Here is a 24778-nt window from a genome sequence, read left to right as displayed (position 1 = left end):
GGTGAGCCCGGACACGGTCTGGTCACAACCCTTGACACCCAAAACTTACGAAAAGTATCGTCGCACACACCAAGTTGTTGCGAAAGACCGTGTTTCTCGCCTCGCCGGGAGATCTCGGGCCAGGTGACACAAGGAATCGGCCGTCCCGCGGCCACGACACATGTGGAGATCAACGTGGATCCCAGAACCCCCTCTCGTCGAACCGTCCTCGGGCTCGTGATGAGCGTCCCCGTGGTGGCCGCCCTCGCCGCCTGCGGCAGCTCCGGCCCCAGCAGCTCGACCGCCTCCGGCAGCGCAGCAGGCGCCGGCGGCGGAGCCTCCTACTGGTACCTCACGGGCCAGCCCGGTGAAGGCATCCGCAAGGGCGCCGTCGACCGCTTCAACGCCGCGAACCCCAGCACCCAGATCGCCCAGACCGCGTTCCAGAACGACGCCTACAAGACGAAGATCAAGACGGCGATCGGCGCCGGCCAGGCGCCCACCATCATCTGGGGCTGGGGCGGCGGAGGTCTCAAGTCCTACGTCGACGCGAGCCAGGTCGACGACCTCACATCGTGGTTCGACGAGAACTCCGACGTGAAGAAGAAGCTCTTCCCCGCCTCCTTCGGAGCGGCCACGGTCGGCGGCAAGATCTACGCCATGCCGTGCGAGACGGTCCAGCCGATCGTCCTCTTCTACAACAAGACCGTCTTCGACAAGGTCGGTGCCCAGCCACCGCAGTCGTGGGACGAGCTCATGGCGCTCGTGCCGAAGTTCAACTCGGCCGGCATCGCCCCCATCTCCCTCGGCGGCCAGTCGCGCTGGACCAACATGATGTGGCTCGAGTTCCTCTTCGACCGGATCGGTGGACCGGAGGTCTTCCAAGCCGCCTTCGAGGGCCAGAAGGATGCATGGTCCAACCCTGACGCCATCACCGCGCTGACGAAGGTCCAGGACCTCGTCAAGGCCGATGGCTTCATCAAGGGCTTCTCCTCGATCACGGCCGACTCCAACGCCGACCAGGCTCTGCTCTACACCGGCAAGGCCGCCATGATGCTTCACGGCACCTGGACCTACGGCAGCATGAAGAGCGACGGTGGCGACTTCGTCAAGGGCGGTCACCTCGGCTACATGAACTTCCCGACCGTCACGGGTGGCAAGGGCGACCCGTCCAACACCGTCGGCAACCCCGGCCAGTACCTCTCGATCTCCTCGAAGGCCACCGACGCCGAGAAGGAGGTCGCCAAGAAGTTCTTCAAGACCGGTGTCCTCGACGACACCGAGGTCAAGGCCTGGATCGACACCGGCTCGATTCCGATCGTCAACGGCGCGGACGCCAAGATCGCCGGCTCCGAGGACGCCGACTGGCTGAAGTTCGTCTACGGCGTGGCGAGCGGCGCGAAGACCTTCGCGCAGTCGTGGGACCAGGCCCTGCAGCCCACCGCCGCCGAGACGCTCCTCGACAACATCGCGAAGCTCTTCCAGCTCAGCATCACGCCGGAGCAGTTCGCGACCAACATGAACGCGGTCACGAACTCGTGACCCTCGCCAGCGTCGGGTCCGTCAAGACAGCGCCAATCGGATCCGCCACGAACGTCCATGGTCGATCGCTGGCGTGGCTGGCGGTCCCGGCGCTGGTCTTCTTCATCGCCTTCGGGGTGATCCCGCTCATCGGCGTGCTCGCCCTCAGCTTCACGACGTGGGACGGCATCGGCGAGGTCATCCCCTCCGGCCTCGACAGCTGGCGCGCCACCCTCACCAACCCGGGCCTGCCTCACGCCATGTGGGTCACCTTCCAGGTGATGGTGCTGTCCTGGCTCTTCCAGACGCCCATGAGCATCCTCCTCGGCGTCTTCCTCGCGGGCGCCCAGAAGTACCGCGCCCTCTACTCGGTGCTCTACTTCATCCCGCTGCTGCTCAGCTCGGCAGCGATCGCCATCACCTTCAAGGCGCTGCTCGACCCCAACTTCGGCCTGGGCACGGGGCTCGCGTTGCCCTTCCTCAACCAGGACTGGCTCGGCGAGCCCACCCTCGCCCTCGGTGTCGTCGTCTTCGTCGTCTCGTGGCAGTACATCCCGTTCCACTCCCTGATCTACCAGGGTGCGGTGCGCCAGATCCCCACCTCGATGTACGAGGCGGCCCAGATCGACGGCGCCGGACGCATACGGCAGTTCTTCTCGATCACGCTGCCGCAGCTGAAGAACACCATCATCACGTCCTCCACCCTCATGGTGGTCGGCTCGCTGACGTTCTTCGACCTCATCTACGTCCTCACGGCCGGCGGCCCGGGCGATGCCACCCGGGTGCTGGCGCTCGAGATGTACAAGACCGGCTTCCAGGGCAACCTCATGGGTCCGGCCAGCTGCATCGCCGTCATCCTCGTCGTCGTCGGCCTGCTGCTCGCGCTGCTCTTCCGGCGCATCGGCGGCGGCGACGAGACCTCCAGCCAGCTCGAGGGGGCCTGACATGGCAAGTGCCGCAGTCCACGGCGGTCGGTTCCGCAGCATCAACTGGGCGGCCGGGATCTTCAGTACCTTCTGGCTCCTGATCGTGATGCTGCCGATCTACTGGATCGTCATCACGAGCATCAAGAGCCAGGCCGAGTACTTCGTGACGAACCCCTTCGTCCCCTCGTCCGAGCCGACGCTCGACGCATACCGGCTGGTCTTCGAGGCAGGGATCGTCCGCTACTTCGTCAACAGCGTCATCGTCACCATCGGTGCCGTCATCCCCGCGGTGGCGGTCTCCTTCATGGCCGCCTTCGCCATCATCCGGAGCAAGCCCAACCGCTTCATCCGTTCGTCCAACTCGGTCTTCCTCATGGGGCTGGCGATCCCGCTGCAGGCGACGATCATCCCCGTCTACCTCATCATCATCCGGCTGCACCTCTACGACACCCTGCTCGCGCTGATCCTGCCGTCCATTGCCTTCGCGATCCCGCTGTCGGTCCTCGTGCTGTCCAACTTCATCCGCGACGTACCGAACGAGCTGTTCGAGTCGATGCGCCTCGACGGCGCGAGCGAGTGGCAGACGCTGTGGCGGCTCGCTCTCCCCTTGACCCGTCCCGCGCTTGTCACGGTCACCATCTACAACGCGCTGCTCATCTGGAACGGCTTCCTGCTCCCCCTCGTGCTCACGCAGAGCCCGGACCTGCGCGTGCTGCCCCTGGCACTCTGGACGTTCCAGGGTCAGTACGGCATCAACGTGCCTGCCGTGCTCGCCGCGGTGCTGCTGAGCGCGCTGCCGATCCTCGCGCTCTACGTCGTCGGGCGCCGCCAGCTCCTCAGCGGCCTGACAGCAGGCTTCTCCAAGTAGCAGCCCCCATCGAAAGAGCAGTCCGTCGCCTCCCGCGGGGCCCACAGCCCCTCACAAGGGACGACGGACTGCTCTTTCGATTGCTCGCCTGACGCGATGGGTCGCGCCCCGAGGGCTCAGGCAGCGCTGGTGAGCAGGTCACGCGCTCGGTGGACCGCCTCGTCGGTGCCGAGCTCGTCGCGTGCCGCGGCACTTGTCGAGTACAGCTCGACCATCTCCTGGTAGGGCAGGGGCGGTAGGTGCCGTCGGGGCAGCGCGATGGCTTCGGGTGTCACGACGCTACGCCGCCCCATGAACGGCAGCATGTGGTGGACCGGGACGACCGGTCGTGTGGTCTCCACAATGAAGTCCGTCGGGGTGGTGACGAGGCCCCGCACATCATCCCACGGGACGAAGACCTCCGACCCGGCATACAGCTGATGGATGCCGTCCGGGGTGAGGGTCAGGGTGCCGTCGCCCGCGCGCCCCGTGGTCCGAGCCCACGCCAGGTAGGCCAAGAGCGCTGCTCCGAGGAGGAGGAGTCCTGCTGCCCAAGGAAACTCGCCGAGGGCCATCACCCCGAGGGCGGCGACCCCGACGACCATCAGCCACCCCGCCACCATGATGTGGGGGTGGCCCCGCCAGGGGTGGACTGCCATCCCCGTCCTTCCCCGTGCCGTGCCGGTCGTGATGACCGACTCCGCCGGACGACGCCGCCAGTTGAGGACGAGTACCGCCACGAGCAGGACGACGACGACCAGCCCGAGCGCCCCCAGAGCACTGTTGCTCATTGAGCCTCCATTTCGCAGTTGTCTCAGTATCCGCGGTACTTCTTCTTGTACAGGCTCTTGCGGGTGGCCCAGATGAGGGCGGCAGATCCGATCACGACCAGCACCGCGAGGGGCGCCGATCCGATGGCGGGGGCGGAGCCCGTCGTCGCGAGCAGATACAACGACCCGGCGCTCACGGCCAACAGTGCCCAGCCCACGAGCTGGGCGACGAACTCCATGACGAAACGCATGACGTCAGTATCGGTCGATATCGGTCGATCTCAGTCGAACGGGTTGAGCGCGCCGACAACGTCCTCGCCTGCTGACAGGAGCTCCTCCCCGCCTTCCTTGAGTCCCTCTCCGATGGAGTCGAGCGAGACGCCGTTGTCGAAGATCGACTGTCCGACTCCGGAGCCGAGGAAGCCTCCGATGACGCCGCCGATGATCGTTCCGGCCGGACCGAAGACTGACCCGGCCGCCGCGCCCGCCAAGGCGCCTCCCACCAGGCCGCCGACCGCTTTCGCTCCCGCGCGACCCGGGTCCTCGCCGTTCGCCACGTCCAGACCAAAGGCGGCGACCGAGCCGACCACGGGGATCGCTCCCTTGCTGAACTTCGCCAGGCGCGACAGTCTCATGGCCGTCTGCCCCGATGCGGACGCCTTCGCGCTGTACTCGGGGGCTTCGTCCAGGTAGCGGTAGAACTCGGCCCTGCTGCCGGTCAGCCGTCCACCCTCCGTCATCCTCCCGGCCCAGGCTGCCCGGCGCTCCGCCATCGCCGCGTAGTTGGCCTTGGCCGAGGTGTACCCGGAGCTGGTCTGCTTGAGGTACTCGGCCGCAGCGACGTCCGACGCCGATGCCAGCGACTCCTGGGCCAGGTTGACGCTGGGCGAGGACCCGCCGTCCGTCGACGAGCCGCTCGAGGTGCAGCACGAGGACGTCGTCGAGGTCGTCGGCGACGGGCTCGTCGACCCACCGCCACCGCCGTCGGCGATGAGCCGGTGCCCGTCGACCTCCACGAACGAGATGGGGTTGCCGCCGGCCAGGGCATATCGGTTCTGGCTCAGCGGGTCGAGGGCGAGGCCCAGGTCGCCGAGGGCAGAGGCATACATGTCCTCCTGGAGGAACCGACCGGTGTCGGCTGCGTAGCGGCGCGCGCCCATGTCGAGGCTCGAGCTCGCCGAGGAGGCGGTGGCGCCCCCGGAGTCGAGGCGACGACCCTGGAACTGGTAGGGGTTGAGCGGGTTGGTGTCGGTGTCCGTCGTCGCGTCCTGCTTCGACGACAGGCCGTCGTCCTCGCTGCCGTAGGCCGTGTAACCGTAGGACGCCTTGACCCCACCGGTGTCGTCGACGAGCTGCGAGACGGAACCGTGGACGTCGTAGGCGTAGGAGAAGCTGTCGGTCTTCGTCGTCCCGTTGTCCTGCGAGCTCATCGAGATGCGGTGGCCGTACGCGTCGTAGGAGAACGTCTTGGTCTTGGGGTCGGTGCCCCCCGACTGCTTCTCCTCCGTCGTCCTGGTCGTCAGCCCCTCATAGGTGAACGACGTCGACCGGTTGTCGCCGGCGGTCGAGTGCGTCTCGGTCTGCTTGCTCACCCGGTCGAGGGCGTCGTAGTCGTAGGTGGCGGTGTCGGTGGCCGTCGCGCCGGTGTAGGTGCGCTGGCTCGCCAGCCGGTTGAGGTCGTCGTAGGCGTAGTCCTGGACCAGCCCGGAGCCCGTCGGGCAGGAGCTGACACCGGAGCCCACGGCGACGCAGTCGACGTTGCCGTAGTTGTCGTAGACGTAGGACACCGAGCCGCCGCCGGACGACAGCTCCTTGAGCTGGTTCGACTGGTACTTCTGGGTCAGGGTCGGCTTGCCGGCTTCCGCCTTGGTCGTGACGTTGCCCCCACGAACGGTCGTGTCGCCGACGAGGTTGGCCGGCTCGTCGAGCTTGAACGTGTCGGTCACGCCCTGACGGCGCTGGTTGCTCGTGAGCTTCTGGCGGGCGTCGTAGGTGTAGGTGGCGATGCACGGGTTGGTCACGCTGGTGCAGGTCGTGCCCGCGTCGGCGCGCTTGTTGACGAAGGTGTCCTTGGTGCGGTTGCCGTCGACGTAGCGGTCGCCGGCGGTGCCGTTGGCGAGCGTGCCCGACTCGAGGTACTCGACGTCGTGGCTCGTGATGACACCACCGGAGGCATTGACGGTCTTGAGCAGGTCGACCTTGCCGTTGTCGAGGCGGTCCCACGTCGTCGTCTGCTTGACCGGCCAGCTCGAGGCCGTGCCGCTGCAGCCACTCTGTGCACGGCGCAGCGTGCGTGCCTCCTCCCAACCGGTGTCGTACCACGTGTTGGTCAGGTACTCGTCGCCGTCGCAGGCGCTGGCGGTGGTCAGGTCGGTGTTGGTCTCCTGGCGGTTGACCTGGGTGCTCAACCAGTCGGCCTCGTCGTAGGCGAGCTCGTACTCCTTCGGCGCCTTGGTCACGGTCTGCTTGGCGCTGTCCTGCTCACCGTTCTCCAGGCGTCGCGTGACGTTGCCGTTCGCGTCGTAGGCGTAGTCGTTGAAGGTCCACGGGGTCGTGTCCGACGCCTTCTTGCGGTGCCACACCCGGCTGATCTCGTCGAAGCCGTCCCAGCTCGCGCTCGTCTCGACCGGGTTCTCGCCCGCCGACACGACGCCCGAGGTGTCGAGGGAGTAGGTGAGGTTGTTGTTGCGGTCATAGGAGTAGGTCGTCGGGTTCCCGTCCCGGTCGGCGCGCTCCGAGAGCTTGCCGTCGTCGAAGTACCGCCAGATCATCTCCTTCTCGAGGTCCGGGGTGCCCGGCTGCCCTGCGACCTCGGGCGTGCGCCTGGTCTGCCAGGACTGCGCGGCGTAGTCGTAGGTCACCAGCGGTTGGTTGGGGCTCTTGGCCGTGCGGATCCATCCCGGACCGAAGTAGGTGCGGACGGTCCGGGCGGTGTCCTGCACGGCCGAAGCGGTGGTCGAGGTCACCGGCAGGGAGTTCCAGAGCAGGTGGTTGCTCTTGTCGTAGGCGCGGAACTCCGACTGCCGCTCCGTCTCGCCAGGCGCGAACGGCTTGACCGTCTGCACCAGGCGGTTGACCCCGTCGTAGCTGTACGCCGTGACGTACGGCGAGGAGCTCGTGATCGCGGCGCCGTCGGCGTGGTCGACCGCGCGGGGGGAGGCGACGAGGGTGCGGTTGCCGTTGCCGTCATAGACGACCTTGGACACCGCGGTGCGCGAGCCGGTCACCTGCTGCGTCGAGCGGATGGGCAGGTCGCGCTTGTCGTAGGCGGTTGTGGTGCGCTGCACGCGAGTCGCTGACGCAGCCTTGTCGATGAGCTGCTCGACGACGGTCACGTTGTTGTTGAGGTCGTACGTCTTGGTCTGGGCGTGCCCGAGCGGGTCGGTCTTCGTCAGCAGCCGGTGGGCGGCGTCATACGCGTATGCCGTGGTGAACGGTGCAGTCGCGGGGCCGCTGGTCGGGCAGGTCACCGCCGTCTTCTGCGCCCGTGGCGAGGTGACCGAGCGGAGGTCGCCCGGGGTGTCGTAGCACAGGAGCGTCGTGCGGGTGTCGGTCGCGGCCGAGCCGTGGTCGGTCTGCCGGGTCACCCGGTCGAGCACGTCGTAGTCGTACTCCGAGGCGTAGTCGAGCGACGTGGCCGTGGTAGCCGACCCCTTGGGGCGGGTGATGGAGGAGATGCGACCAGCGACGTCCCAGGTGTATGCCGTGGTCTCGCCCTGCTGGTTGCCCTGGGTGAGCGGTTGGTCCATGGCGTCGAACGTGCCGGTCTGGCCGACCGTGCCCTCGCCGTCGTCGGCGGTACCCCCGTAGTGCGGGTCGATGTTGCGCGTGACGTTGTCGTTGGCGTCGAACTGCCCGGACGACCAGATCAGCCGGCCGCGTTCGTACTCGAACGACTTCGGGGCGGACTGCCGACCGAGCCGGTGGAACGCGTCGTAGTCGAGGAAGGCCGCCGCGACGCGATCCGTGGCGGTGCCGGAGACCGTCGGATTCGCCTGTGCCGACAGGTTGCCGTCCTGCACCCAGCGCAGCAGGCCGTCGGCGTCGTAGCCCATCTCGGTCGTGATGCCCTCGGGCTCGGCGATCTTCGAGGGCGCGCCTGACGCGTCATACGTGTAGCTCGTCGTCTGGTTGCGGGCGTCGGTCGTCGAGGCCACCGTGCCCGGGGCGGCGGAGCCCGCGAGGTTCCACGTCAGCGTCGTCGCGTAGCCCTCCGGGTCCACGGTGCGGGTCGTGTTGCCGGCGGTGTCGTTGGTGAACACCCACGTGCCGCCCTCGGGCTTGGTGCGGCCCGTGAGCACGCTCCAGTGACCGTCGGTGTCCTTGGGCCCGAGCGGGCGGTTCTCGTAGGTCAGCGTGGTCTGTGCGCCGACCTGGTTGACCCAGGAGGTGAGGTAGCCGTTGGCGTTGTAGTCCCAGGTCTGCACGGCTCCGCCGGGCTCGACCAGCCGCTTGACCTTGTTGTCGGTCGACCACGTCACCGACGTGGTCTGCTCCAGAGCATCCACCAGCGAGGTGACGCGACCGAGGGTGTCGTAGACGTACTCGGTGTCGCGGCTCGACGGTGCGTCGACGGTGGTGCGCCGGTTGGTGATGTCGTAGCCGAACGCCGTGCAGAACGCCGCGCTCGTGCAGGCCTGTGTGGGGTCGCCGAGCCGGTTCCACCGGCTCTTGGCCTTCCAGCGCAGCTGCCCGGTGCCGGGACCGTAGTACGCGAAGACTGTCTCGGCGCCACGCGGGTCACGGACGCTGTAGAGACGCGTCGACTGGTTCGGCGTGTGCGGGTCCGGCTTGGCGCGGGCAGCGGAGGTCGTGACCGCAGGGCCGGCGCCGTTGGAGGTCGTGTACGTGAACACGAACGTGCGGTCGTCGAGCCGCTCGCCGTTCGCCTGCGTTCCACCGACCTGGGTCAGCCGCAGGAGGTTGCCGTCGTCGTAGTAGTCGAAGAGCAGCAGCGAGCCGGTGTGGTCGGCGATGCTCTTGATCTTGCCGCGGACGTGCGCCCGCTTGACCTCGGCCCTGCTCCAGTAGGCGATGGTGAAGGCGCGGCCCCCTGCGTCGGTGACCTTCGTGATGCGCCTCTTCGGCCCACCCGGGTCCTCCCCCGCGAGGACCGTCTCCAGCGTGAACGTCAGGGTGTTGCCATTGCGGTCGACGACCGACGTGGGGTAGCCGTCGGTGTCGAAGTAGAACGTGACCTTGTCTGGGCGGGTGAGGGAGTACCGCCGAGTGGGGTCGGTGCTCGGCCCCTGCAGATAGAGGTTGACGCCGGCCGGCTCGGCCCACGTCGTCGTGCCGTCCGTCTGGGTCGTTCCGGTGAACTTGTGAGTCGTGCCGTCACCGTCGGTGAACGTGACGTACTTGTTCGAGCGCCCCGAGATCGTGTCGGCACGGTTCGGGTGGATGTCGAGGGGGTTGCCCAGCCGGGTGAGCCCCGAGACCGCCAGCGACACGTTGTTGCCGGCCGGCGACTCCGAGTGGTCCTCGAGCGAGTTGTAGGTCAGGTCGACGGTCGTGGCGAGACCTCGGCCCGGCGCCGAGAAGGGGCTCCACCGCCACAGCGTGTTGCCGTTGCTCACGTTGGTCAGGGCCTGCGAACCCGCACCGGTGTCGGTGCCCTCGTACTGCCAGAAGCGCTCGAGGCCCAGGTGCCCCTCCAGGTCCTTGTCGACGACGACGGGCTGGTCGATCGGGGGGTTGCCCCGCGTCGCGAACCACTTGTCCGCGCTTGTGGAGTTGACGTCATAGATGTCGACGCGCAGGCGCACACGCGCCTTGTCGATGCCCACCGGCAGCGCCGGCGGCTCGATGAGGACGGGGATCGGCTTGCTCTGGCCGGGTTGGACGGTGCTCGGGAAATAGGTGTTGGCCGGCCCCTCGAAGAGGACGATGCCGTCGTCCCCCACCGACCCGTCACCCTTGGGCACCTCGGTCGGCACGTACCACCGGTACCAGAGTTGCAGACCGCTGCTACCGCCCTTCCAGGCCACGGAACTCGTGTTGGTCACGGTGACGTCGGCCTGCAGGGCGCCGCGCGCGACGCTCGCAGGGTCGCGGATCGGTTTGACGTTCGTCGTGTCCGTGTCGATCGCCGAGGGCCCGCTCGTCGAGAGCCCGCTCGTCGTCGACCGCTGGGTCGACGACAGAAGAGCGCTCCCGGAGTAGGTGGCGTACGAGTTCGTGCTGTCCTTGGGCGTCGAGCTGAGGCTCGTCGTCGTGGTCGTCGAGCCCGAGTAGGTGTCGGTCGTGGGAGCCAGGTTGTTGTCGAGGAAAGACGGCGGGATCGCCAGTGCCGTCGTGCTGTTGCCCGGCTCGTTGAGGTCGAGGGTCGCCGAGTAGATCGTGCCAGCTGCCCGAGAGACCGTCACGGTCGTGGTGCCGGACGTCGCGCTCCGTCCACTGCCGTCGAAGACCCGGGCGCTGAGCTGGTGGCTCGTGTTGTAGGCGGGGTCCGCAATGCTCCCGGGCTTCCACGTCGTCGACCAGGGCGCCGCGGTGTCCGTGCCGACGAGCTGGTCGTCAGCATAGAACTCGACCTTGGTCAGGCCGGTGCCGGTGGCGCTCGCCGTCATCGTGGCCGACGTGCCGACCACCGTGGATGCGGTGGGCCCGGTCAGGGTCACCGTCGGCTTGGCCGTCTTGTCGACCGTGACCGTGACCCCGGGCGACGTTGTCTGGTTGCCCGAGTCGTCGGTGGCGCGCACGGTGATCACCTGGGACCCGGACGCGACCGCCGCCGACGTGGTGTCCCAGGCGAAGGTCCACGGGCTGGCGGTCGCGGAGCCCAGCAGGGTGTTGCCGCTGAGGAACTCCATCTTGGCCACGCGGCCGTCGTCACCACCCGCGGCCCGCAGGGGCACGGTGCCGGTCACCACGGAAGAGGCGGCGGGAGCGGCGACAGAGACCCACGGGCCCCGCGACACGGCCTGCGGGTTGCTGTACGTGACGACGAGCTGTGGCCGAGCCGTCGTCGTGGAGTCGTCCGAGCCGTAGTCGATGGACGGGCTCGTGAGGCCGTCAGGCGTGTCGTCCGTCGCCTTGACCAGGACGCCGTCGTTGGGCGCGGCGCCGGTGACCCACTCACGCACGAGACCGAGCACCGTGAAGGTGTCGGTGCCGGCAGCGCTGCGCGACCTCGCGACGAGGGACGCGTCCGCCGTGGCGTCGAAGGAGGCGCCCGTCGAGGCCCAGCCCACCGAGCGCTGCGTCTCGAGCCACGTCGCACCCGAGGCTCCGCACGTGGCATTCTCGGTCCCCTCCTGCCACGGCTGCCGCAGCCGGTGCACCGAGACGGCGGTGTCAGGGTTGTTCGAGCCGGCAAACGCGAGGGTCAGTGTGGCCGAGGTCACGTCGGCCGTCGCGGGGATCGACCGCAGGTCGAATCGCAGCAACCCGCGGTGCTGCCACCCGTCGGCCGTGGTTCCCACGCGCATCGTCGGAGCAGCGCCGTAGTTGCGGTTGTCCGAGCAGCTCACCTCGGTCGACGCGTTGTGCGCGATCTGCGTGGCCTGTCCTCTGGAGGCGTCGGGCTGGAGCGTCATCGTCGTCGTGCCGGACGCAGGGAGGGTGACGGGGAGTTCTGCGGAGAGCACGCCGCCCACCACCAACCGGTACCTGACGGTCGCGCCGCCCTTGGCAGTCGTGTCGGTCCACTTCGTGGTGTTGCGGTCGGTGATGGTCGTCAGCAGGGTCGCGGGCGAGGGAGTGAAGCCGGCGGCCGCGGAGCGGTGGATCTCGTAGGCGACGAACGGCGCCGTGCCGGTCGCCACGTAGCTGTCCCAGCTGAGCTCGGCTCCGTTGCCGTTGAGCGTCGTGGGGGTCCGCAGGAGCACGGTGCCCGCGGCCGCGGCGTGGGCTGCCGGCAGGCGGTCCGGCGGCAGCATCCCCTCGGTCACCGGGGTGAGCAGGCCGACCACCAGACCGAATCCGACCGCTCCCGCAAGAGTGCGGCGGCGACTTCCCATGATCCCGAACATGTTCGCTCCCCTGTCGACGTGCATCCGAATGCACGAAATTTCCCATTTCGCTCAACGCGCGGGACCGACGGCGGAGGAGCAGAATCCGACAGAAGGGAGCCATAGTCCGACTATTCGGCGACACCGAGCCGGTGTCATGGTCGGGGCGCGGGGTGGCTCGACAGGGAGGCAACACCATGAATTCCACGCTGCCGCAGCTCGACGATCATGGACCGAGGAACTGCGTCGTCGTGGCCATGCCGGCCACGAGACCGACGCACCAGCTCGTCCGCTACCTCCTCGGCATGGACATCGTGCCGTTCGTCATCGCAGAGGCGAGGCACCTGCGCTACCTCGCCGACCTCGTGCGGATCGACTTCGCCGTCCTCGCCGTCGACGTCGTGGTGACCGACTCGCACGTGGAGCGTGGGGTGGCCGACCTCGACGTGCCCGTGCTCCTGCTCGGTGACACCGCCCGCACGGCGGTGGTCGAGCCGTCCAGCGTCCTGGCGGGTGACACGGACGACTTCGAGGTCGCCATCGAGGTCAGGCGTCAGATGACCGGCCTGCAGCACGGGCGACTCGCGTTCGGCGCGCTCGAGCTCGATGTCCGCCGCCATGTGGCCACCTGGTCAGGCCGTGACCTCGAGCTGACGCCGACGCAGTTCCGCATCCTCTCCGTCCTCGTGCGTGCATCCGGCCGTGTGGTCTCCCGACGGGAGCTGTGCCGGCGCGCCATGGGGACCCACGGCCCGGGCGACGAGGCACGGCTCGAGGCCCACCTCCGCCGGCTCCGGTCGCGGATCGAAACGGCCGCGGCCGAGCCCCTGCTCGTCACGGTCCGCGGCGAAGGGATTCGTCTGGCCGACGCGATCGTCTGAGCTGCCGGACGTCCGCGCGGTCACCACGTCCCGAACGCAACCGGCAGACGGCAGGGCCACGCGGCATACCCGCGTGGCCCTGTCGCGTCCGACCGTCAGCGTGAGGACGTGCTCGCGAGCACCGGCTCGTGGGCGTGGCCGGCGACGGCGCCAACGGGCGCCGGGATGACGGCTCCCTCGGCGGGCAGCTCGGCCTCGTCGTCGTCGAGCATGCTGGCCTCGTCGAACTTGTCCTGACCGGCGAGGACCCGCACCGCCTTCTCGCGGTCGATCTCACCGACCCAGGTGCCGATGAGCACGGTGGCGATGGCGTTGCCCGCGAAGTTCGTCAGGGCGCGGGCCTCGCTCATGAGACGGTCGATGCCGACGATGATGCCGACGCCCGGCACGAGGTCGGGGCGGTGCGACTGGAGGCCACCGGCGAGGGTCGCGAGACCCGCGCCACTGACGCCGGCCGCACCCTTGCTCGCGATGATCATGAAGACGAGCAGGGAGATCTGCTGGCCGATGGTGAACGGCTTGTCCATAGCCTCGGCGATGAAGAGGCTCGCCATCGTCAGGTAGATCGCCGTCCCGTCGAGGTTGAACGAGTAGCCGGTCGGCACCGTGATGCCGACGACCGGGCGGGAGACACCGAGGTGCTCCATCTTCGCGATGAGCCTCGGCAGCGCCGACTCGGACGACGACGTCGAGACGATGAGGAGGAACTCCCGGGCGAGGTACTTCAGGAGCGAGAAGACGCTGAAGCCGGTGACGAGCTTGAGGATCGTGCCGAGGAAGGCGAAGACGAAGATCGCACAGGTGACGTAGAAGGCGACCATGAGCAGCCCGAGGCTCTTGAGCGAGCCGAGCCCGGTGGCTCCGACGAGGGCGGCCATCGCACCGAAGGCGCCGACCGGGGCGGCCCACATGATCATCGCCATGAGACGGAAGACGAGGCGCTCGAGGTGCTTGATGCCGCGCAGGATCGGCTCCCCCTGCTTGCCCATCTTCTGCAGGGCGAAGCCGACGAGCAGGGCGATGAAGAGCGCCTGCAGCACCGAGCCGGCCGTCAGGGCGGACACCAGGGTGTCGGGGATGAGCCCGAGGAGGAAGTCGACCGTCGTCTCTGCCTCACCGGTCGCGGCCTTCGTGCCCGCGGCTGCCATCTCCTCGGTGAGGTTGAGCCCGGCGCCCGGCTTGATGAGGTTGCCGACGACGAGACCGATGCCGAGGGCGACCGTCGACATCGTGACGAAGTAGGCGAGGGCGAGGCCGCCGACCTTGCCGACCTGCGCTGCCTTCCGGACCGAGCCGATGCCGAGGACGATGGTGCAGAAGATGATCGGCGTGATCATCATCTTGATGAGGTTGACGAACCCCGTGCCGAGTGGCTTGAGCGACTTCCCGAACTCGGGGAAGAGCCATCCGACGAGGATGCCGGCGACCATCGCGACGATGACGGCGACATAGAGATAGTGCGTGCGGTCCTTCTTGGCGGTCGGGCCCGGCTGGGCGTCGACGGCGTTGTCGGCGGTGGAACTCACGGTGACCTCCGTGGTCTGGGCCCGGGCACTCACTGACCGGACGGGTGGATAGCACGAGAGTGGTCGCCCGACGAACTAGGGTCACGATTGTGTTCATTGAGTTCTCGACGAGGGCGGCGACCCGCACGTGAGCACGCGCTCGCCCGCACGCTGGAGCGTGGCGACCCAGACCTTCGTGCTCCAGGTCGGCGTCGCCGTGCTCGTCGTCGTCGCGGGACTCGCGGGCGCCTGGGTGCAGGCCCAGCGCGCCGGGGACATCGAGGCCATCGCCCGCACGACCGCGGTGGCCGAGACGGTCGCGGCGACGCCGGCCGTCATCGCGGCGGTCCAGCAGCCCACCCCCACGACGACCCTGCAGCCGTATGCCGAGCGCGTGCGGGTCGAGTCCGGCACCGACTTCGTCGTCATCATGAGCCCCGACGCGATCCGCTTCACCCACCCCGACCCGAGCCAGATCGGCAAGACGTTCATCGGGCACACCGCGGAGGCGCTCGCCGGCGGCACCGTCGTCGAGGACTACACCGGCACGCTCGGCCCATCGCTGCGCGTCGTGAAGCCGATCCTCGACAACGGCCGCGTGGTGGCTCTCGTCGCCGTCGGCATCCGCAAGTCGGCCGTCGGCGAGCAGGTGCGCGCGCAGCTGCCGGGGATCCTCCTCGCCGGGCTCGTGGTCGCCCTCCTCTCGGGGCTCGGCATGGCCCTCGTCGCCCGCCGCATCCGACGGCAGACCCATGGCCTCGGCGAGGAGCAGCTGCGAGAGATGTACGAGTACTACGACGCCGTGCTCCACGCCGTCACCGAGGGGCTGATCATCACCGACCTCGACGGCCGCCTCCGCCTCGCCAACGACGAGGCGAAGCGCCTGCTCGACCTGCCTGCCGATGCCGTCGGCCGCCGCGTCAGCGAGCTCGGTCTCGCCGCGCCCCTGGCCGCCGCTCTCACCGACGACGAGGCGCACGAGGACGAGCTGCACGTCACCGCGGCCCGGGTGCTCGTGCTCAACCGGGGCCCGGCGACGTGGGAGGGCCGGCTGCTCGGCCACGTCGCGACACTGCGCGACCGCACGGACCTCGAGGAGCTGACCGGCGAGCTCGACTCGGCGCGTGGGCTCGCCGAAGCCCTCCGGTCGCAGGCCCACGAGTCGGCCAACCGGCTGCACACCATCGTCAGCCTCATCGAGCTCGGCCACGCCGACCGCGCCCTCGACTTCGCGACGGAGGAGCTCGCCGTCTCGCAGGTGCTGACCGACCGCGTCGTGGGGTCGGTCGAGGAGCCTGCCCTCACCGCGCTGCTGCTCGGCAAGGCGGCCGAGGCGCACGAGCGCGGCATCGCCTTCGACATCGCTCCCGGCGCCCACTGGCCCCCTGACGTCGCGCCGACCCGCGACGTCGTGACCATCGTCGGCAACCTCATCGACAACGCCCTCGACGCCGTCGCCGAGGTCGGGGACCCGAGCGCCCGCCGGGTCTCCTTCGACGCCCACGTCGAGGAGCGGCCGACAACCGGCCAGGTGCCCGACGGCCCTGCCGCCGCAGGCCCGTCACCGCAGCGGTATGCCGTCCTCGACGTGTCGGACACCGGCCCCGGTCTGCCTCCGGGCGCGGTCGAGGACGCCTTCCGGCGTGGATGGTCGACGAAGGAGGCGGGCGGCGCGGGCCGGCGCGGCATCGGGCTCGCTCTCGTGGCACAGACGGTCGAACGGCTCGGCGGGCAGCTCTCCGTCTCGGGCCCGCCGGGAGCCCGCTTCACCGTGCGGCTGCCGGTCGTGCCGGCGCCGACGGCCGTGGCACAGCCGGCGCCGGCTCAGCCGGGTCAGCCGAGCCAGCTGGGCCAGCTGGGCCAGCCGAGCCAGCCGAGCCAGCCGACGGGAGCGACCTCATGAGCGGCACCGAGAGCCTGCGGGTGCTCGTCGTGGAGGACGAGCCGATCGCGGCGGAGGCCCACACGGCATACGTCGGTCGGGTCGAAGGCTTTGAGCCGGTGGCAACCGTGGGCACGTCACAGGCGGCGCTGAAGGCGTTGCAGGACAAGCAGATCGACGTCGTGCTGCTCGACATGAACCTCCCCGACCGCCACGGCCTCGATGTGGTGCGGGCCATGCGTGCGGCCGGCCACCGGGCCGACGTCATCGCCGTGACGTCGGCCCGTGACCTCGAGGTCGTGCGCGCCGCGGTGTCGCTGGGGGTCGTGCAGTACGTCCTCAAGCCCTTCGTCTTCGCGACGCTCCGCGAGCGGCTGCTCGCCTACCGCGCCTACCGCGACCAGCACGGCCACCGGCACGAGGTCTCGACCCAGGCGGAGGTCGACGAGGTCTTCGCCGGGGCGCGCAGCGGGGGCGAGACGCACCTGCCCAAGGGCATGGGCGAGGAGCTGCTCGCGCGGGTCTCGCGGGCACTGCGCGACGCCGACGGTGGCCGCTCGGCGAGCGAGCTCGCCGAGGCGCTGGGGGTCAGCCGTGTCACGGCGCGTCGCTACGCCGAGCACCTATGTGAGACAAGGGTCGTCGTGCGCCGGTCGCGGTATGCCGGTGCGGGCCGTCCCGAGGTCGAGTACCTCTGGGCGCGCTGAGTCCTCAGGCGACGTCCGCGGTGCTCCGCCGCCCGAGACGCGCGAGGATGCGCACCTGGCGGTCGGCATCGGCCGGCGTGGACACGGCGGGCTTGCACACCCCGTCGTCGTAGAGGTGCTCCCCGAAGCCGTCAGCAGAGGACTCGATCATGTCGAGCTCACGGTCGTCGAACCGCTCGTCGAGCCCCGCCGCGGCTGCGATGTCCCACCGGTGCACGACGAGGTCGAAGCCGTAGAACGTCACGATCGACGCGCCGACGGTCGTGCGCCCGAAGACGCCGTCGTACTCGTGCGCCGCGACGGCAGGGTCGGCGAGCAGGACGCGGAGTCGCTCGTCATGGGCGTGCCACGCCGCGCGCGGGTCGGCCTCGACCTCGGTGCCGATCGAGGCATCGAAGCCGTGCTGCGCGAGGAAGTCGCGCTGCGTCGACACGACGTGGTGCAGCACGTCGCGGGCGGTCCAGCTCTCGCAGGGCGAGTCACGCTCCCAGTCGGCGTCGGCGAGCCTGTCGACGACGGCACCGAAGCGGTCGGCGAGGCGCGAGTAGTCGTGCAGCACGGTGGTGGACGGTCCGGTCATTGGTCACTCCTGGTCGTGAAGGGGCGCCGCTGATGCGGTGCCTCGGAGTGACCGACGGTAGGAGCCGCACCGTCAGCGGGTCTTGATACTTTCCGACACATGGCGACGGGCAGTGGCGCACCGGTGGCGGCGACACGCGACGACATCGAGCGCGCCCACCTCCTCGACCCTCACGACCGCACGTGGTCGATCGCCCGCGCCGACGTCGCGCCCGACCTGGCCGATGTCGCACGCCGCTTCTGGATCCCCGTCTGGGACGTGCCCGACGGTGAGATCGCACCGCAGAAGGTCCTGCAGTACCCCGTGTGCCTCATCGTCATCTCCGGCTCCTACACGAGGTTCTACGGCGTCGTCTCGGGCCTGTCGCAGACGGTGCTCTCGGGCCGTGGCTGGGCCGTCGGGCTCATGCTCCAGCCTGCAGCGGGTCACCTGCTCACGCGAGCCCCGGTGCGCCGGATGACCGACCGGTTCGTCGACCTGACGACCCTCGACGAGCACGCGGCCATCGACGGCACGGCCCTGACGGCGGTCGTGCGCGAGATCATGACGCCCGACCCGGGCTCCGACGCCGCGCAGGCGCAGGCCCGGTCTGCCGTCGAGGCCGGGCTTCGACGGCTGCTGCCCGTCGACGAGGAGGGCCTGCTCGTCAACGCGATCGTCGAAGACGTCGAGACCTCCCCCGACCTGCTGCGGGTCGACGAGCTGTGCGCGCGCTTCGACGTCAGCGAGCGCACGCTGCAGCGGCTCCTGCACAAGCGCATCGGCCTCGGGCCGAAGTGGCTCATCCGGCGGCGCCGGCTCCAGGAGGCGGCCGACCGGCTGCGAGACGCCGACGCCGCGCTGGCCGGCATCGCGGCCGACCTCGGTTACGCCGACCAGGCCCACTTCACCCGCGACTTCCGCAAGGCGACCGGCCTGACGCCGGGCGAGTTCGCCGCCCGCTTCCGATGACGCGCATCGAAAGAGCAGTCCGTCGGCCACTCGAGCGCCCGACAACCCGATCGAAAGAGCAGTTCGTCGCGCGGGCGGTGATCACACCAGACTGGTGCCGTCGGCACGTGATCAGGGCGAAAGGGCGCTCACTCCCCTGACGCCAGCCAGGCGCGGATCGCGGCGCCGTCCTCGTCGAGGGTCGGCGGGGCCGCATGGTCACGGCGGGTGACCTCGGTGCCGTCACCGTCGAAGAACCGCAGCGGAGGCCCCGGCAGCGTGACCCGGCCGAGGGTCGGGTGGTCGACGTCGACGAGCAGGCCCTGGCTCGCGACCTGGTCCCACGCATACACCTCGTCGAGCCCGCGCACCTTGCCCGCCGGCACACCCACCTCGGCGAGACGGGCGAGGAGCGGCTCCGCGTCCCAGTCGGCGAACGCGCCTTCCACGAGGTCGATGACCTCGTCGCGGTGCGCGACCCGCTCGGCGTTCGTCGCGAAGCCCGGGGCGACGGGGTCGAGACCGAACGCGGCGCACAGCCGCTGCCAGAGGCCCTCGCTGCCCACGGCGATCTGGACCGAGCCGTCGCGGCAGTGGAAGAGGCCGTAGGGGGCGATCGAGGGGTGGTGGTTGCCCGCCGACCGACCCACCTCGCCCGCAACGGTCCACCGCGTCCCCTGGAAGGCGTGGACCCCGACGACCGAGGCGAGCAGGGAGGTGCGGACGACGGTGCCGCGGCCGGTGCGGTCACGCTCGTGCAGGGCCGCGACGACTCCGTAGGCGCCGTACATCCCCGACAGCAGGTCGGCGATGGGCACGCCCACCCGTTGCGGATCGTCGGGACCCGAGCCGGTGAGCGACATGACGCCCGCCTCCCCCTGGGCGATCTGGTCGTAGCCCGCCCGACCGCCCTCGGGCCCGTCGTGGCCGAAGCCGGTGATCGACAGCACGACGAGGCGCGGGTTGCGGCGGGTCAGCTCCTCGATGCCGAGGCCGAGGCGCTCGAGCACTCCCGTGCGGAAGTTCTCGACGAGCACGTCGGCGCGGTGCACGAGCGCGAGCAGCACCTCGCGGTCGTCGGCGTCCTTGAGGTCGAGGGTGATCGACTCCTTGTTGCGGTTGGCCGACAGGAAGTAGGTCGACTCGCGCCGGCCCTCGTCACCGACGAAGGGCGGGCCCCAGCCCCGCGTGTCGTCGCCGCGGCCCGGCGTCTCGACCTTGATGACGCGCGCGCCGAGGTCGCCGAGCATCATCGTCGCGTGTGGCCCTGCGAGCGCCCTCGAGAGGTCGACGACGACGATGTCGGAGAGGGGACCGGTGCTGCTCGTCATGCAGCCGACCCTAGTGCGCGAATGTGCGCCCCTTGCGACCGCTCAGGGGGTCGTGCGCGCGACCCCGGCCCGCAGGGCGAGCCCGTCACGGATGACGCCCGTCGCGAGGGCTGCTCCCACACCCTCACCGGCTCGCAGGCGCAGGTCGAGCAGGGGCTCGAGGCCGAGCTCGCGCAGCACGTGCGCGTGCGCCCGCTCCCGGGACCGCTGACCCGCGACGAGGTGGGCCGCGACCGCCGGCTCGAGCCGCGTGGCGGCGAGCGCGCTCACCGAGGTCGCGAGCCCATCGAGGACGACCACGCCGCCGGTCTCCGCGACGCCCATCACCACCCCGGTGAGGACGGCGAGCTCACCGCCGCCGAGTCGGCGCACCACATCGTGACCGGCGATCCGCCCCACGCGACGGATGGCCCGGGTCACGACGTCTCGCTTGCGCTCGGCCATCGCGGCGTCCGCCGCCGACCCCCGCCCCACGACCTCCTCGGCCGAGAGCCCGAGCAGCACCGCCGTCACCGTCGCAGCGACCGTCGTGTTGCCGACCCCCACCTCGCCGAGGGCGACCGGACCGTTCCCCGCCAGAGCGGAGCCGCGCTCCCGTCCGAGAGCCAGCAGGGCGGCATACGTCAGCTCATCGAGAGCGTCGGTGGTCACGAGATCACCTCTGCTGCAAGCGATTCCAGCATCGATGAGCTCGAGGTCGAGGCCTGATGAGCGGGCTGCCACCGCACCCATCGAGGTGCCCTCGCGTGTCGCGCGCGCCACGTCAGCCGTCACCGACGCGTCAAAGGCACTGATGCCGTATGCCGTCACGGCGTGGTCCGCGGCCGCGATCACGAGGGTGCCCCCACCGGTCGTGGAGGGGAGCGCCGTGATGCGGTCGAGCACGGTGTCGAGCACGCCAAGCGACCCCGGCACGGTGAGCAGGTCGTCGGCGCGGTCGCGCGCCGCCACGACGGCGGCCGGCTCGGGGGCGCGCAGGTGGGAGGTGGGTGCGTCGCGCTCGGCCCAGCGCTCGCGCATCACGACCTGCTCGAGCGGGAGGCGCTTCGACCAGCCGGCTCGCTCGAGACCGGGCTCCGGAGGCCGCTCGTCGGGCCAGCCGAGGCAGAGCCAGCCGAGCGTCTCGACGCCGTCGGGCAGGCCGAGCAGCTCGGCGAGCTCGACCGGCTCGAAGAGAGTCACCCAGCCGAGGCCGAGGCCGCGGGCGCGGGCGGTGAGCCAGATGTTCTCGATCGCGGTGGCGCAGGACCACAGGTCGGCGTCGGGGAACGTGGCGCGGCCGAGCACACCAGCCGCCGGGGTGCGGCGGTCGCACGCGACGACGACGCCGACAGGCGCCTCGCGGATGCCCTCGAGCCGGAGGTCCAGCAGCCCTCGGGCCGACTCCTCCGCCATGCCGTGGGCCTGGCGGAGCCGGCTGCGGTCGGCCATGAGGGCGGCGGCGTCACGGGTGGCCTGCTCGGTGATGACGATGAAGCGCCACGGCTGCGAGTGGCCGACCGAGGGCGCGCGATGACCTGCCGCGAGCACGGCCGTCAGCACGCCGTCAGGCACCGGGTCGGGGCGGAAGCGGCGGATGTCGCGGCGGGCGCCGATGACCCGGTCGAGGGCGGCGAGGTCGTCATGCATGGCCCATGCGTCCGGAGCCTGCGCCCGCTCGGCCGCCGAGGTGGCGTCGCCGATCGTCGGGACAGGGCGGCGGTAGCTCACGCTGCGAGCGTAGTTCGTCCTCGGCGCTCCTTCGGCCGGCCGGGTGGATGCTGCAGCACCTGCGCGCAGCCTCATCTCACTGTCGGTGAATCGCTGGCTCGCTGGATCGCTGACGTGGTCTGGACCAGGTGACGACATGGTGTGGACAGCCTCTTGAGAGCAATTCGAACAGGTGTTCTAATAGAGAGATCAGGGAGGGGGCGTCATGCCGTTCACGTGCGACTCGCAGTCGAGTCTCGAGGGCAGTCTCGAGCGCGGGTTCGTCGTGACGCTGGACGAGCGGATCGAGCGGCACGTGGCGCCATCCGCGCACCGGATCGTGGCCACCCTGATGGCCGAGACGGCTCCGACAGGCCGAGTCGACGGTCCAGACCGTGTCGACGGCCCAGACCGTGTCGATGGCTCGAACGGTGCCAGCGGTGCCGGCGTCGACGCGGACGCCGGCAGGGCCGAAAGCGACGGGGAGGCCGAGTGTGAGGCAAGTGCGGCCTCGTTCCACGCCTTGATGGCCGCCGACCTCGCCTGGTTCGAGGGCGGCCAACGTGTCAAGGGCATGGCCGAGGACCACCAGCTGGAGGCCCTGGCCAGGCTGCACGCCACCGCCCTCGCCGAGCTCGAGGCCCGCCACGCCCAGGCCTGGGTCGATCGCACCCCCTTGTCGGCCCGTGAAGCCGTCGTCACGGACGTCGCGGCCGCCACCGGCCTGTCACAGGCCGACCTGTCCGTGCGGCTCGAGCTCGCCACCGGCCCGGTGACGCGCACCGCGTTCCTTCGCGAGCAGATCCGCAGTGGCGCCACCACCGCGCACCGCGCCTGCGAGATCGTGCGCCAGACCCGCCACCTCGACGACGACGCCGCCGACCACATCGCCCGCACCGCCCTGGCCCCCACCCGCGACGGCGCCGGTCTGAGCGGCTCGCTCTTCCGGCAACGGCTGCGCCGGGCCCTGCTCATCGCCGACACCGACCACGCTGCTCGCCGCCGCGCCGCCCGCGCCCAGAACCGCGCCTGGGCCGAGATCCACGACGACGGCACGGGTCGCCTCAGCATCACCAACGACGCCGACAAGATCGCGGCCGCCTACGACCGCGCTGACGCCGCCGCCCGTGCCGCCCGCGCCGCGGGCGACCCTCGCACCCTTGACCAGCTCCGCGCCGACTACCTCACCGGCGCCGCCATCACCGGCTGGCCCAGCAACGACAGGATCACCGACACCGAGTCCGGCGCCGGCACCGGCTGCACCCCCACCGACACCGGCGCCGCGTGCACCGCCGGCACCCCCGACGGCGACCCCACCATCGCCAGCGACGGAGACCCCGCCATTGCCCCCGACCTCGGCGATGGCCATGACTCTGGCGACGTCCATGGAACTGGCAACAGCGACGGCCACCGCGACGACACGAGCCTCGGCACCCCACCGACCGGCTCCATCACGACGGGCACCACCACGACGGGCACCACCACGACGGGCACCACCACGACCGGCGCCACCACAACTCGAGCCGATCGCACCGGCCACGGGTTCGCGGGGATGTCGCCCTCCCCGGCCGCCAGGGCAATCGTCGTCATCCCCTTCGAGACCGTTCTCGGAAACGACGACCAACCCTGCGAGCTCACCGGGCACGGCCATGTGAGCGCTGCCCAAGCCCGCGAGATCATCACCGCCCCCGGCTCCATCTGGCAGACCCTGCTCGCCGATGAGCGCACCGGAAGGGCCATTGCCATCTCCCCCGGCTACCGCCCCACCGCAGAGATGGTCGAACACGTCCGCGCCGTTGACGGCACCTGCCGCGGACCCGGCTGCACCGTCCCCGCCCGCACCTGCGACCTCGACCACGACACGCCCTGGCCGCTCGGGCCCACGCACCCCGACAACCTCACCGCCAAACACCGCCAGCACCACCGCCTCAAGACCGCCGGCTGGTGGAGCGCCACACGCGATGCCGACACTCTCACCTGGCAGACCGCTGCTGGGCGCACCTATACGACCCACCCCAAGGACTGGCTCGACGGCCACCACCCCAGCGAAGGCCCGGTCTCGCCGCGCCGAGCAGCACCTGACCCAGTAACACCCGACTTGGCAACATCCGACTTCGTAGCGCCCGACCTGGGCGCCTCCCGCGCTCGTCCGGCGGACGCCCCCGCCTCGGGCGCTTGGGACCGTGCACCAGGCCCCAAGCCGATTGGAACGGCCTCCACCCGGCCCACTCCCGACCCCAAGCCGATTGGAACGGCCTCCATCCGGCCCACTCCCGACCCGCCACCCTTCTGACGAAGAGAGAGCCGCGGCCTAGGTGACGGAGTGGATGAGACCCACGTCAGGCTTCGGTCTCGATCCAGGTGCGGGTCGCACCGAGCACCCGGCCACCGTCGAGATCGGCCAGCGACATGCCGACGAAGGCCGTGGCGCCGTCAGAGGTCTGCCAGCGGAAGCGGTAGTCACTCGACGTCACGGCGTCGGCGATGGCCACTCCCGCATCCGAAGCTGACTGCGCCGCGGCGAAGGCGCCCGCCGTGCGCGCGAGATAGGCCTCGAGCTGGGCCGCATACGGGTCGGCGGCCGCAGCACCAGAGTCGGCCGCATCGACCGCGTCGACCGCAGCACCCGCGTCAGCGGCTCCACTGACGCCGGCCGGCCGAGCGACGTTGCTCACGAAGTCGCTCGCGACAGCCGCCGGCTCGATGACCGAGACCCACACACCGTGCCCGAGCATGACGGTCGAGAGCGACTGCATGAAGCCCTCGACCGCGAACTTCGCCCCGCAGTAGGCGTCGGCGAACGGCTGGCCGACGGCGCCTCCGACGCTCGTGACCGTGAGGACGCGGCCTGAACCCGCCGCCCTCATCGTCGGAAGAACGAGCTTGGTCAGCGCGACCGGCCCGAGGTAGTTGACCTCGAGCTGGTCCCTGATCTCGTCGAGTCCGAGCTGCTCGGCGGTTCCGACGGCACCGCGTCCGGCGTTGTTGACGAGGACGTCGAGCCGGCCATGGTCGGCGAGCACCCCGTCGACGCAGGCCCGTGCCGCCCCGTGGTCGGTCACGTCGAGCGCTCGGACGTCCAGCTCCACCCCGGCCTCGGACGCGGCAGCCTCGAGCCGGTCCGAGCGACTGACGTCGCGCATCGTCGCCACGACGGAGAGCCCGCGCCGGGCGAGCTCGATGGCTGCATGGAGTCCCATCCCGGAGGAGGTGCCCGTCACGAGGGCGACCTGCCGCCCGGTTTCATTCATGGGGCGACGCTACGCCCCGCCGTC

At 70.2% G+C, this 24778-nt stretch carries 16 protein-coding genes; 8 read left to right on the top strand and 8 right to left on the bottom strand.

What is annotated here, in order from left to right; translation table 11 throughout:
- Positions 1 to 219 precede the first annotated feature (219 nt).
- Genes FBY41_RS20830 through FBY41_RS20820 form a run of 3 tightly spaced genes read left to right on the top strand, consistent with a single transcriptional unit; the run spans position 220 to position 3294 of the window.
- Complete coding sequence (locus FBY41_RS20830) at positions 220 to 1521, top strand: extracellular solute-binding protein (RefSeq protein ID WP_141846780.1); 1302 nt, start codon at positions 220 to 222, stop codon at positions 1519 to 1521.
- Between the two features lie 35 nt (positions 1522 to 1556).
- Entirely contained in the window at positions 1557 to 2444 is an 888-nt protein-coding gene (locus FBY41_RS20825; protein ID WP_141847125.1) for a carbohydrate ABC transporter permease, read from the top strand.
- A 1-nt stretch (position 2445) separates the two neighbouring features.
- Complete coding sequence (locus FBY41_RS20820; RefSeq protein ID WP_141846778.1) at positions 2446 to 3294, top strand: carbohydrate ABC transporter permease; 849 nt, start codon at positions 2446 to 2448, stop codon at positions 3292 to 3294.
- 116 nt (positions 3295 to 3410) lie between these two features.
- Here FBY41_RS20820 and FBY41_RS20815 read toward each other — a convergent pair whose 3' ends face one another.
- Genes FBY41_RS20815 through FBY41_RS20805 form a run of 3 tightly spaced genes read right to left on the bottom strand, consistent with a single transcriptional unit; the run spans position 3411 to position 12007 of the window.
- Positions 3411 to 4064 (bottom strand): hypothetical protein, encoded by a 654-nt coding sequence (locus FBY41_RS20815; RefSeq protein WP_141846776.1) that lies wholly within the window; start codon positions 4062 to 4064, stop codon positions 3411 to 3413.
- Between the two features lie 23 nt (positions 4065 to 4087).
- The gene (locus FBY41_RS20810) at positions 4088 to 4294 is read right to left on the bottom strand and encodes a hypothetical protein (protein ID WP_141846774.1); all 207 of its coding nucleotides are present in this window, start codon (positions 4292 to 4294) and stop codon (positions 4088 to 4090) included.
- A gap of 30 nt (positions 4295 to 4324) precedes the next feature.
- Positions 4325 to 12007: an Ig-like domain-containing protein gene (locus tag FBY41_RS20805; protein ID WP_185749187.1), complete on the bottom strand. Its 7683-nt coding sequence runs from the start codon at positions 12005 to 12007 to the stop codon at positions 4325 to 4327.
- Positions 12008 to 12195: 188 nt separating this feature from the next.
- Between FBY41_RS20805 and FBY41_RS20800 the strand changes: the two genes are divergently transcribed.
- Positions 12196 to 12879: a winged helix-turn-helix domain-containing protein gene (locus FBY41_RS20800; protein ID WP_141846770.1), complete on the top strand. Its 684-nt coding sequence runs from the start codon at positions 12196 to 12198 to the stop codon at positions 12877 to 12879.
- Between the two features lie 95 nt (positions 12880 to 12974).
- On the opposite strand, the gene FBY41_RS20795 is transcribed toward FBY41_RS20800, so the two are convergent.
- Positions 12975 to 14405: a cation:dicarboxylate symporter family transporter gene (locus tag FBY41_RS20795; protein WP_185749186.1), complete on the bottom strand. Its 1431-nt coding sequence runs from the start codon at positions 14403 to 14405 to the stop codon at positions 12975 to 12977.
- A gap of 157 nt (positions 14406 to 14562) precedes the next feature.
- On the opposite strand from FBY41_RS20795, the gene FBY41_RS20790 reads away from it, so the two are divergent.
- Positions 14563 to 16287 carry a sensor histidine kinase gene (locus FBY41_RS20790; protein WP_141846768.1) on the top strand — a complete coding sequence of 575 codons (1725 nt, stop codon included), beginning with the start codon at positions 14563 to 14565 and terminating at the stop codon, positions 16285 to 16287.
- Complete coding sequence (locus FBY41_RS20785) at positions 16284 to 16973, top strand: response regulator (RefSeq protein ID WP_141846766.1); 690 nt, start codon at positions 16284 to 16286, stop codon at positions 16971 to 16973. Before FBY41_RS20790 ends, FBY41_RS20785 begins: the two co-directional genes overlap by 4 nt.
- A gap of 4 nt (positions 16974 to 16977) precedes the next feature.
- Here FBY41_RS20785 and FBY41_RS20780 read toward each other — a convergent pair whose 3' ends face one another.
- Positions 16978 to 17553 (bottom strand): TIGR03086 family metal-binding protein, encoded by a 576-nt coding sequence (locus tag FBY41_RS20780; protein ID WP_141846764.1) that lies wholly within the window; start codon positions 17551 to 17553, stop codon positions 16978 to 16980.
- 99 nt (positions 17554 to 17652) lie between these two features.
- On the opposite strand from FBY41_RS20780, the gene FBY41_RS20775 reads away from it, so the two are divergent.
- On the top strand, positions 17653 to 18504 hold the full coding sequence (locus tag FBY41_RS20775; protein ID WP_141846762.1) for a helix-turn-helix domain-containing protein: 852 nt from the start codon (positions 17653 to 17655) through the stop codon (positions 18502 to 18504).
- A gap of 128 nt (positions 18505 to 18632) precedes the next feature.
- Here the strand turns inward: FBY41_RS20775 and FBY41_RS20770 are convergent, their stop codons facing one another.
- Both FBY41_RS20770 and bluB read right to left on the bottom strand, forming a co-directional pair.
- The gene (locus tag FBY41_RS20770; protein ID WP_141846760.1) at positions 18633 to 19814 is read right to left on the bottom strand and encodes a CaiB/BaiF CoA transferase family protein; all 1182 of its coding nucleotides are present in this window, start codon (positions 19812 to 19814) and stop codon (positions 18633 to 18635) included.
- Positions 19815 to 19856: 42 nt separating this feature from the next.
- Positions 19857 to 21524, bottom strand: coding sequence for a 5,6-dimethylbenzimidazole synthase (bluB, locus tag FBY41_RS20765; protein ID WP_141846757.1), 1668 nt, complete (start codon positions 21522 to 21524; stop codon positions 19857 to 19859).
- A gap of 205 nt (positions 21525 to 21729) precedes the next feature.
- On the opposite strand from bluB, the gene FBY41_RS20760 reads away from it, so the two are divergent.
- Complete coding sequence (locus FBY41_RS20760) at positions 21730 to 23796, top strand: HNH endonuclease signature motif containing protein (RefSeq protein ID WP_141846755.1); 2067 nt, start codon at positions 21730 to 21732, stop codon at positions 23794 to 23796.
- 46 nt (positions 23797 to 23842) lie between these two features.
- Here the strand turns inward: FBY41_RS20760 and FBY41_RS20755 are convergent, their stop codons facing one another.
- A complete protein-coding gene (locus FBY41_RS20755; RefSeq protein WP_141846753.1) occupies positions 23843 to 24754 on the bottom strand; it encodes an SDR family NAD(P)-dependent oxidoreductase in 912 nt (303 codons plus the stop codon).
- Positions 24755 to 24778 lie beyond the last annotated feature (24 nt).

The organism is Humibacillus xanthopallidus (assembly GCF_006716675.1).
GTDB lineage: Bacteria > Actinomycetota > Actinomycetes > Actinomycetales > Dermatophilaceae > Humibacillus > Humibacillus xanthopallidus_B.
Note: the sequence above shows the minus strand (reverse complement) of the source record. Positions and strands in the feature narration are given on the sequence as shown.

Coding starts and splice junctions, on each gene's coding strand:
- FBY41_RS20800 (WP_141846770.1), top strand. CDS start 12,196: ATGAATTCCACGCTGCCGCAGCTCGACGATCATGGACCGAGGAACTGC.
- FBY41_RS20805 (WP_185749187.1), bottom strand. CDS start 12,007: ATGGGAAGTCGCCGCCGCACTCTTGCGGGAGCGGTCGGATTCGGTCTG.
- FBY41_RS20785 (WP_141846766.1), top strand. CDS start 16,284: ATGAGCGGCACCGAGAGCCTGCGGGTGCTCGTCGTGGAGGACGAGCCG.
- FBY41_RS20760 (WP_141846755.1), top strand. CDS start 21,730: ATGCCGTTCACGTGCGACTCGCAGTCGAGTCTCGAGGGCAGTCTCGAG.
- FBY41_RS20755 (WP_141846753.1), bottom strand. CDS start 24,754: ATGAATGAAACCGGGCGGCAGGTCGCCCTCGTGACGGGCACCTCCTCC.
- FBY41_RS20775 (WP_141846762.1), top strand. CDS start 17,653: ATGGCGACGGGCAGTGGCGCACCGGTGGCGGCGACACGCGACGACATC.
- FBY41_RS20780 (WP_141846764.1), bottom strand. CDS start 17,553: ATGACCGGACCGTCCACCACCGTGCTGCACGACTACTCGCGCCTCGCC.
- FBY41_RS20815 (WP_141846776.1), bottom strand. CDS start 4,064: ATGAGCAACAGTGCTCTGGGGGCGCTCGGGCTGGTCGTCGTCGTCCTG.
- FBY41_RS20830 (WP_141846780.1), top strand. CDS start 220: ATGAGCGTCCCCGTGGTGGCCGCCCTCGCCGCCTGCGGCAGCTCCGGC.
- FBY41_RS20820 (WP_141846778.1), top strand. CDS start 2,446: ATGGCAAGTGCCGCAGTCCACGGCGGTCGGTTCCGCAGCATCAACTGG.
- FBY41_RS20770 (WP_141846760.1), bottom strand. CDS start 19,814: ATGACGAGCAGCACCGGTCCCCTCTCCGACATCGTCGTCGTCGACCTC.
- FBY41_RS20810 (WP_141846774.1), bottom strand. CDS start 4,294: ATGCGTTTCGTCATGGAGTTCGTCGCCCAGCTCGTGGGCTGGGCACTG.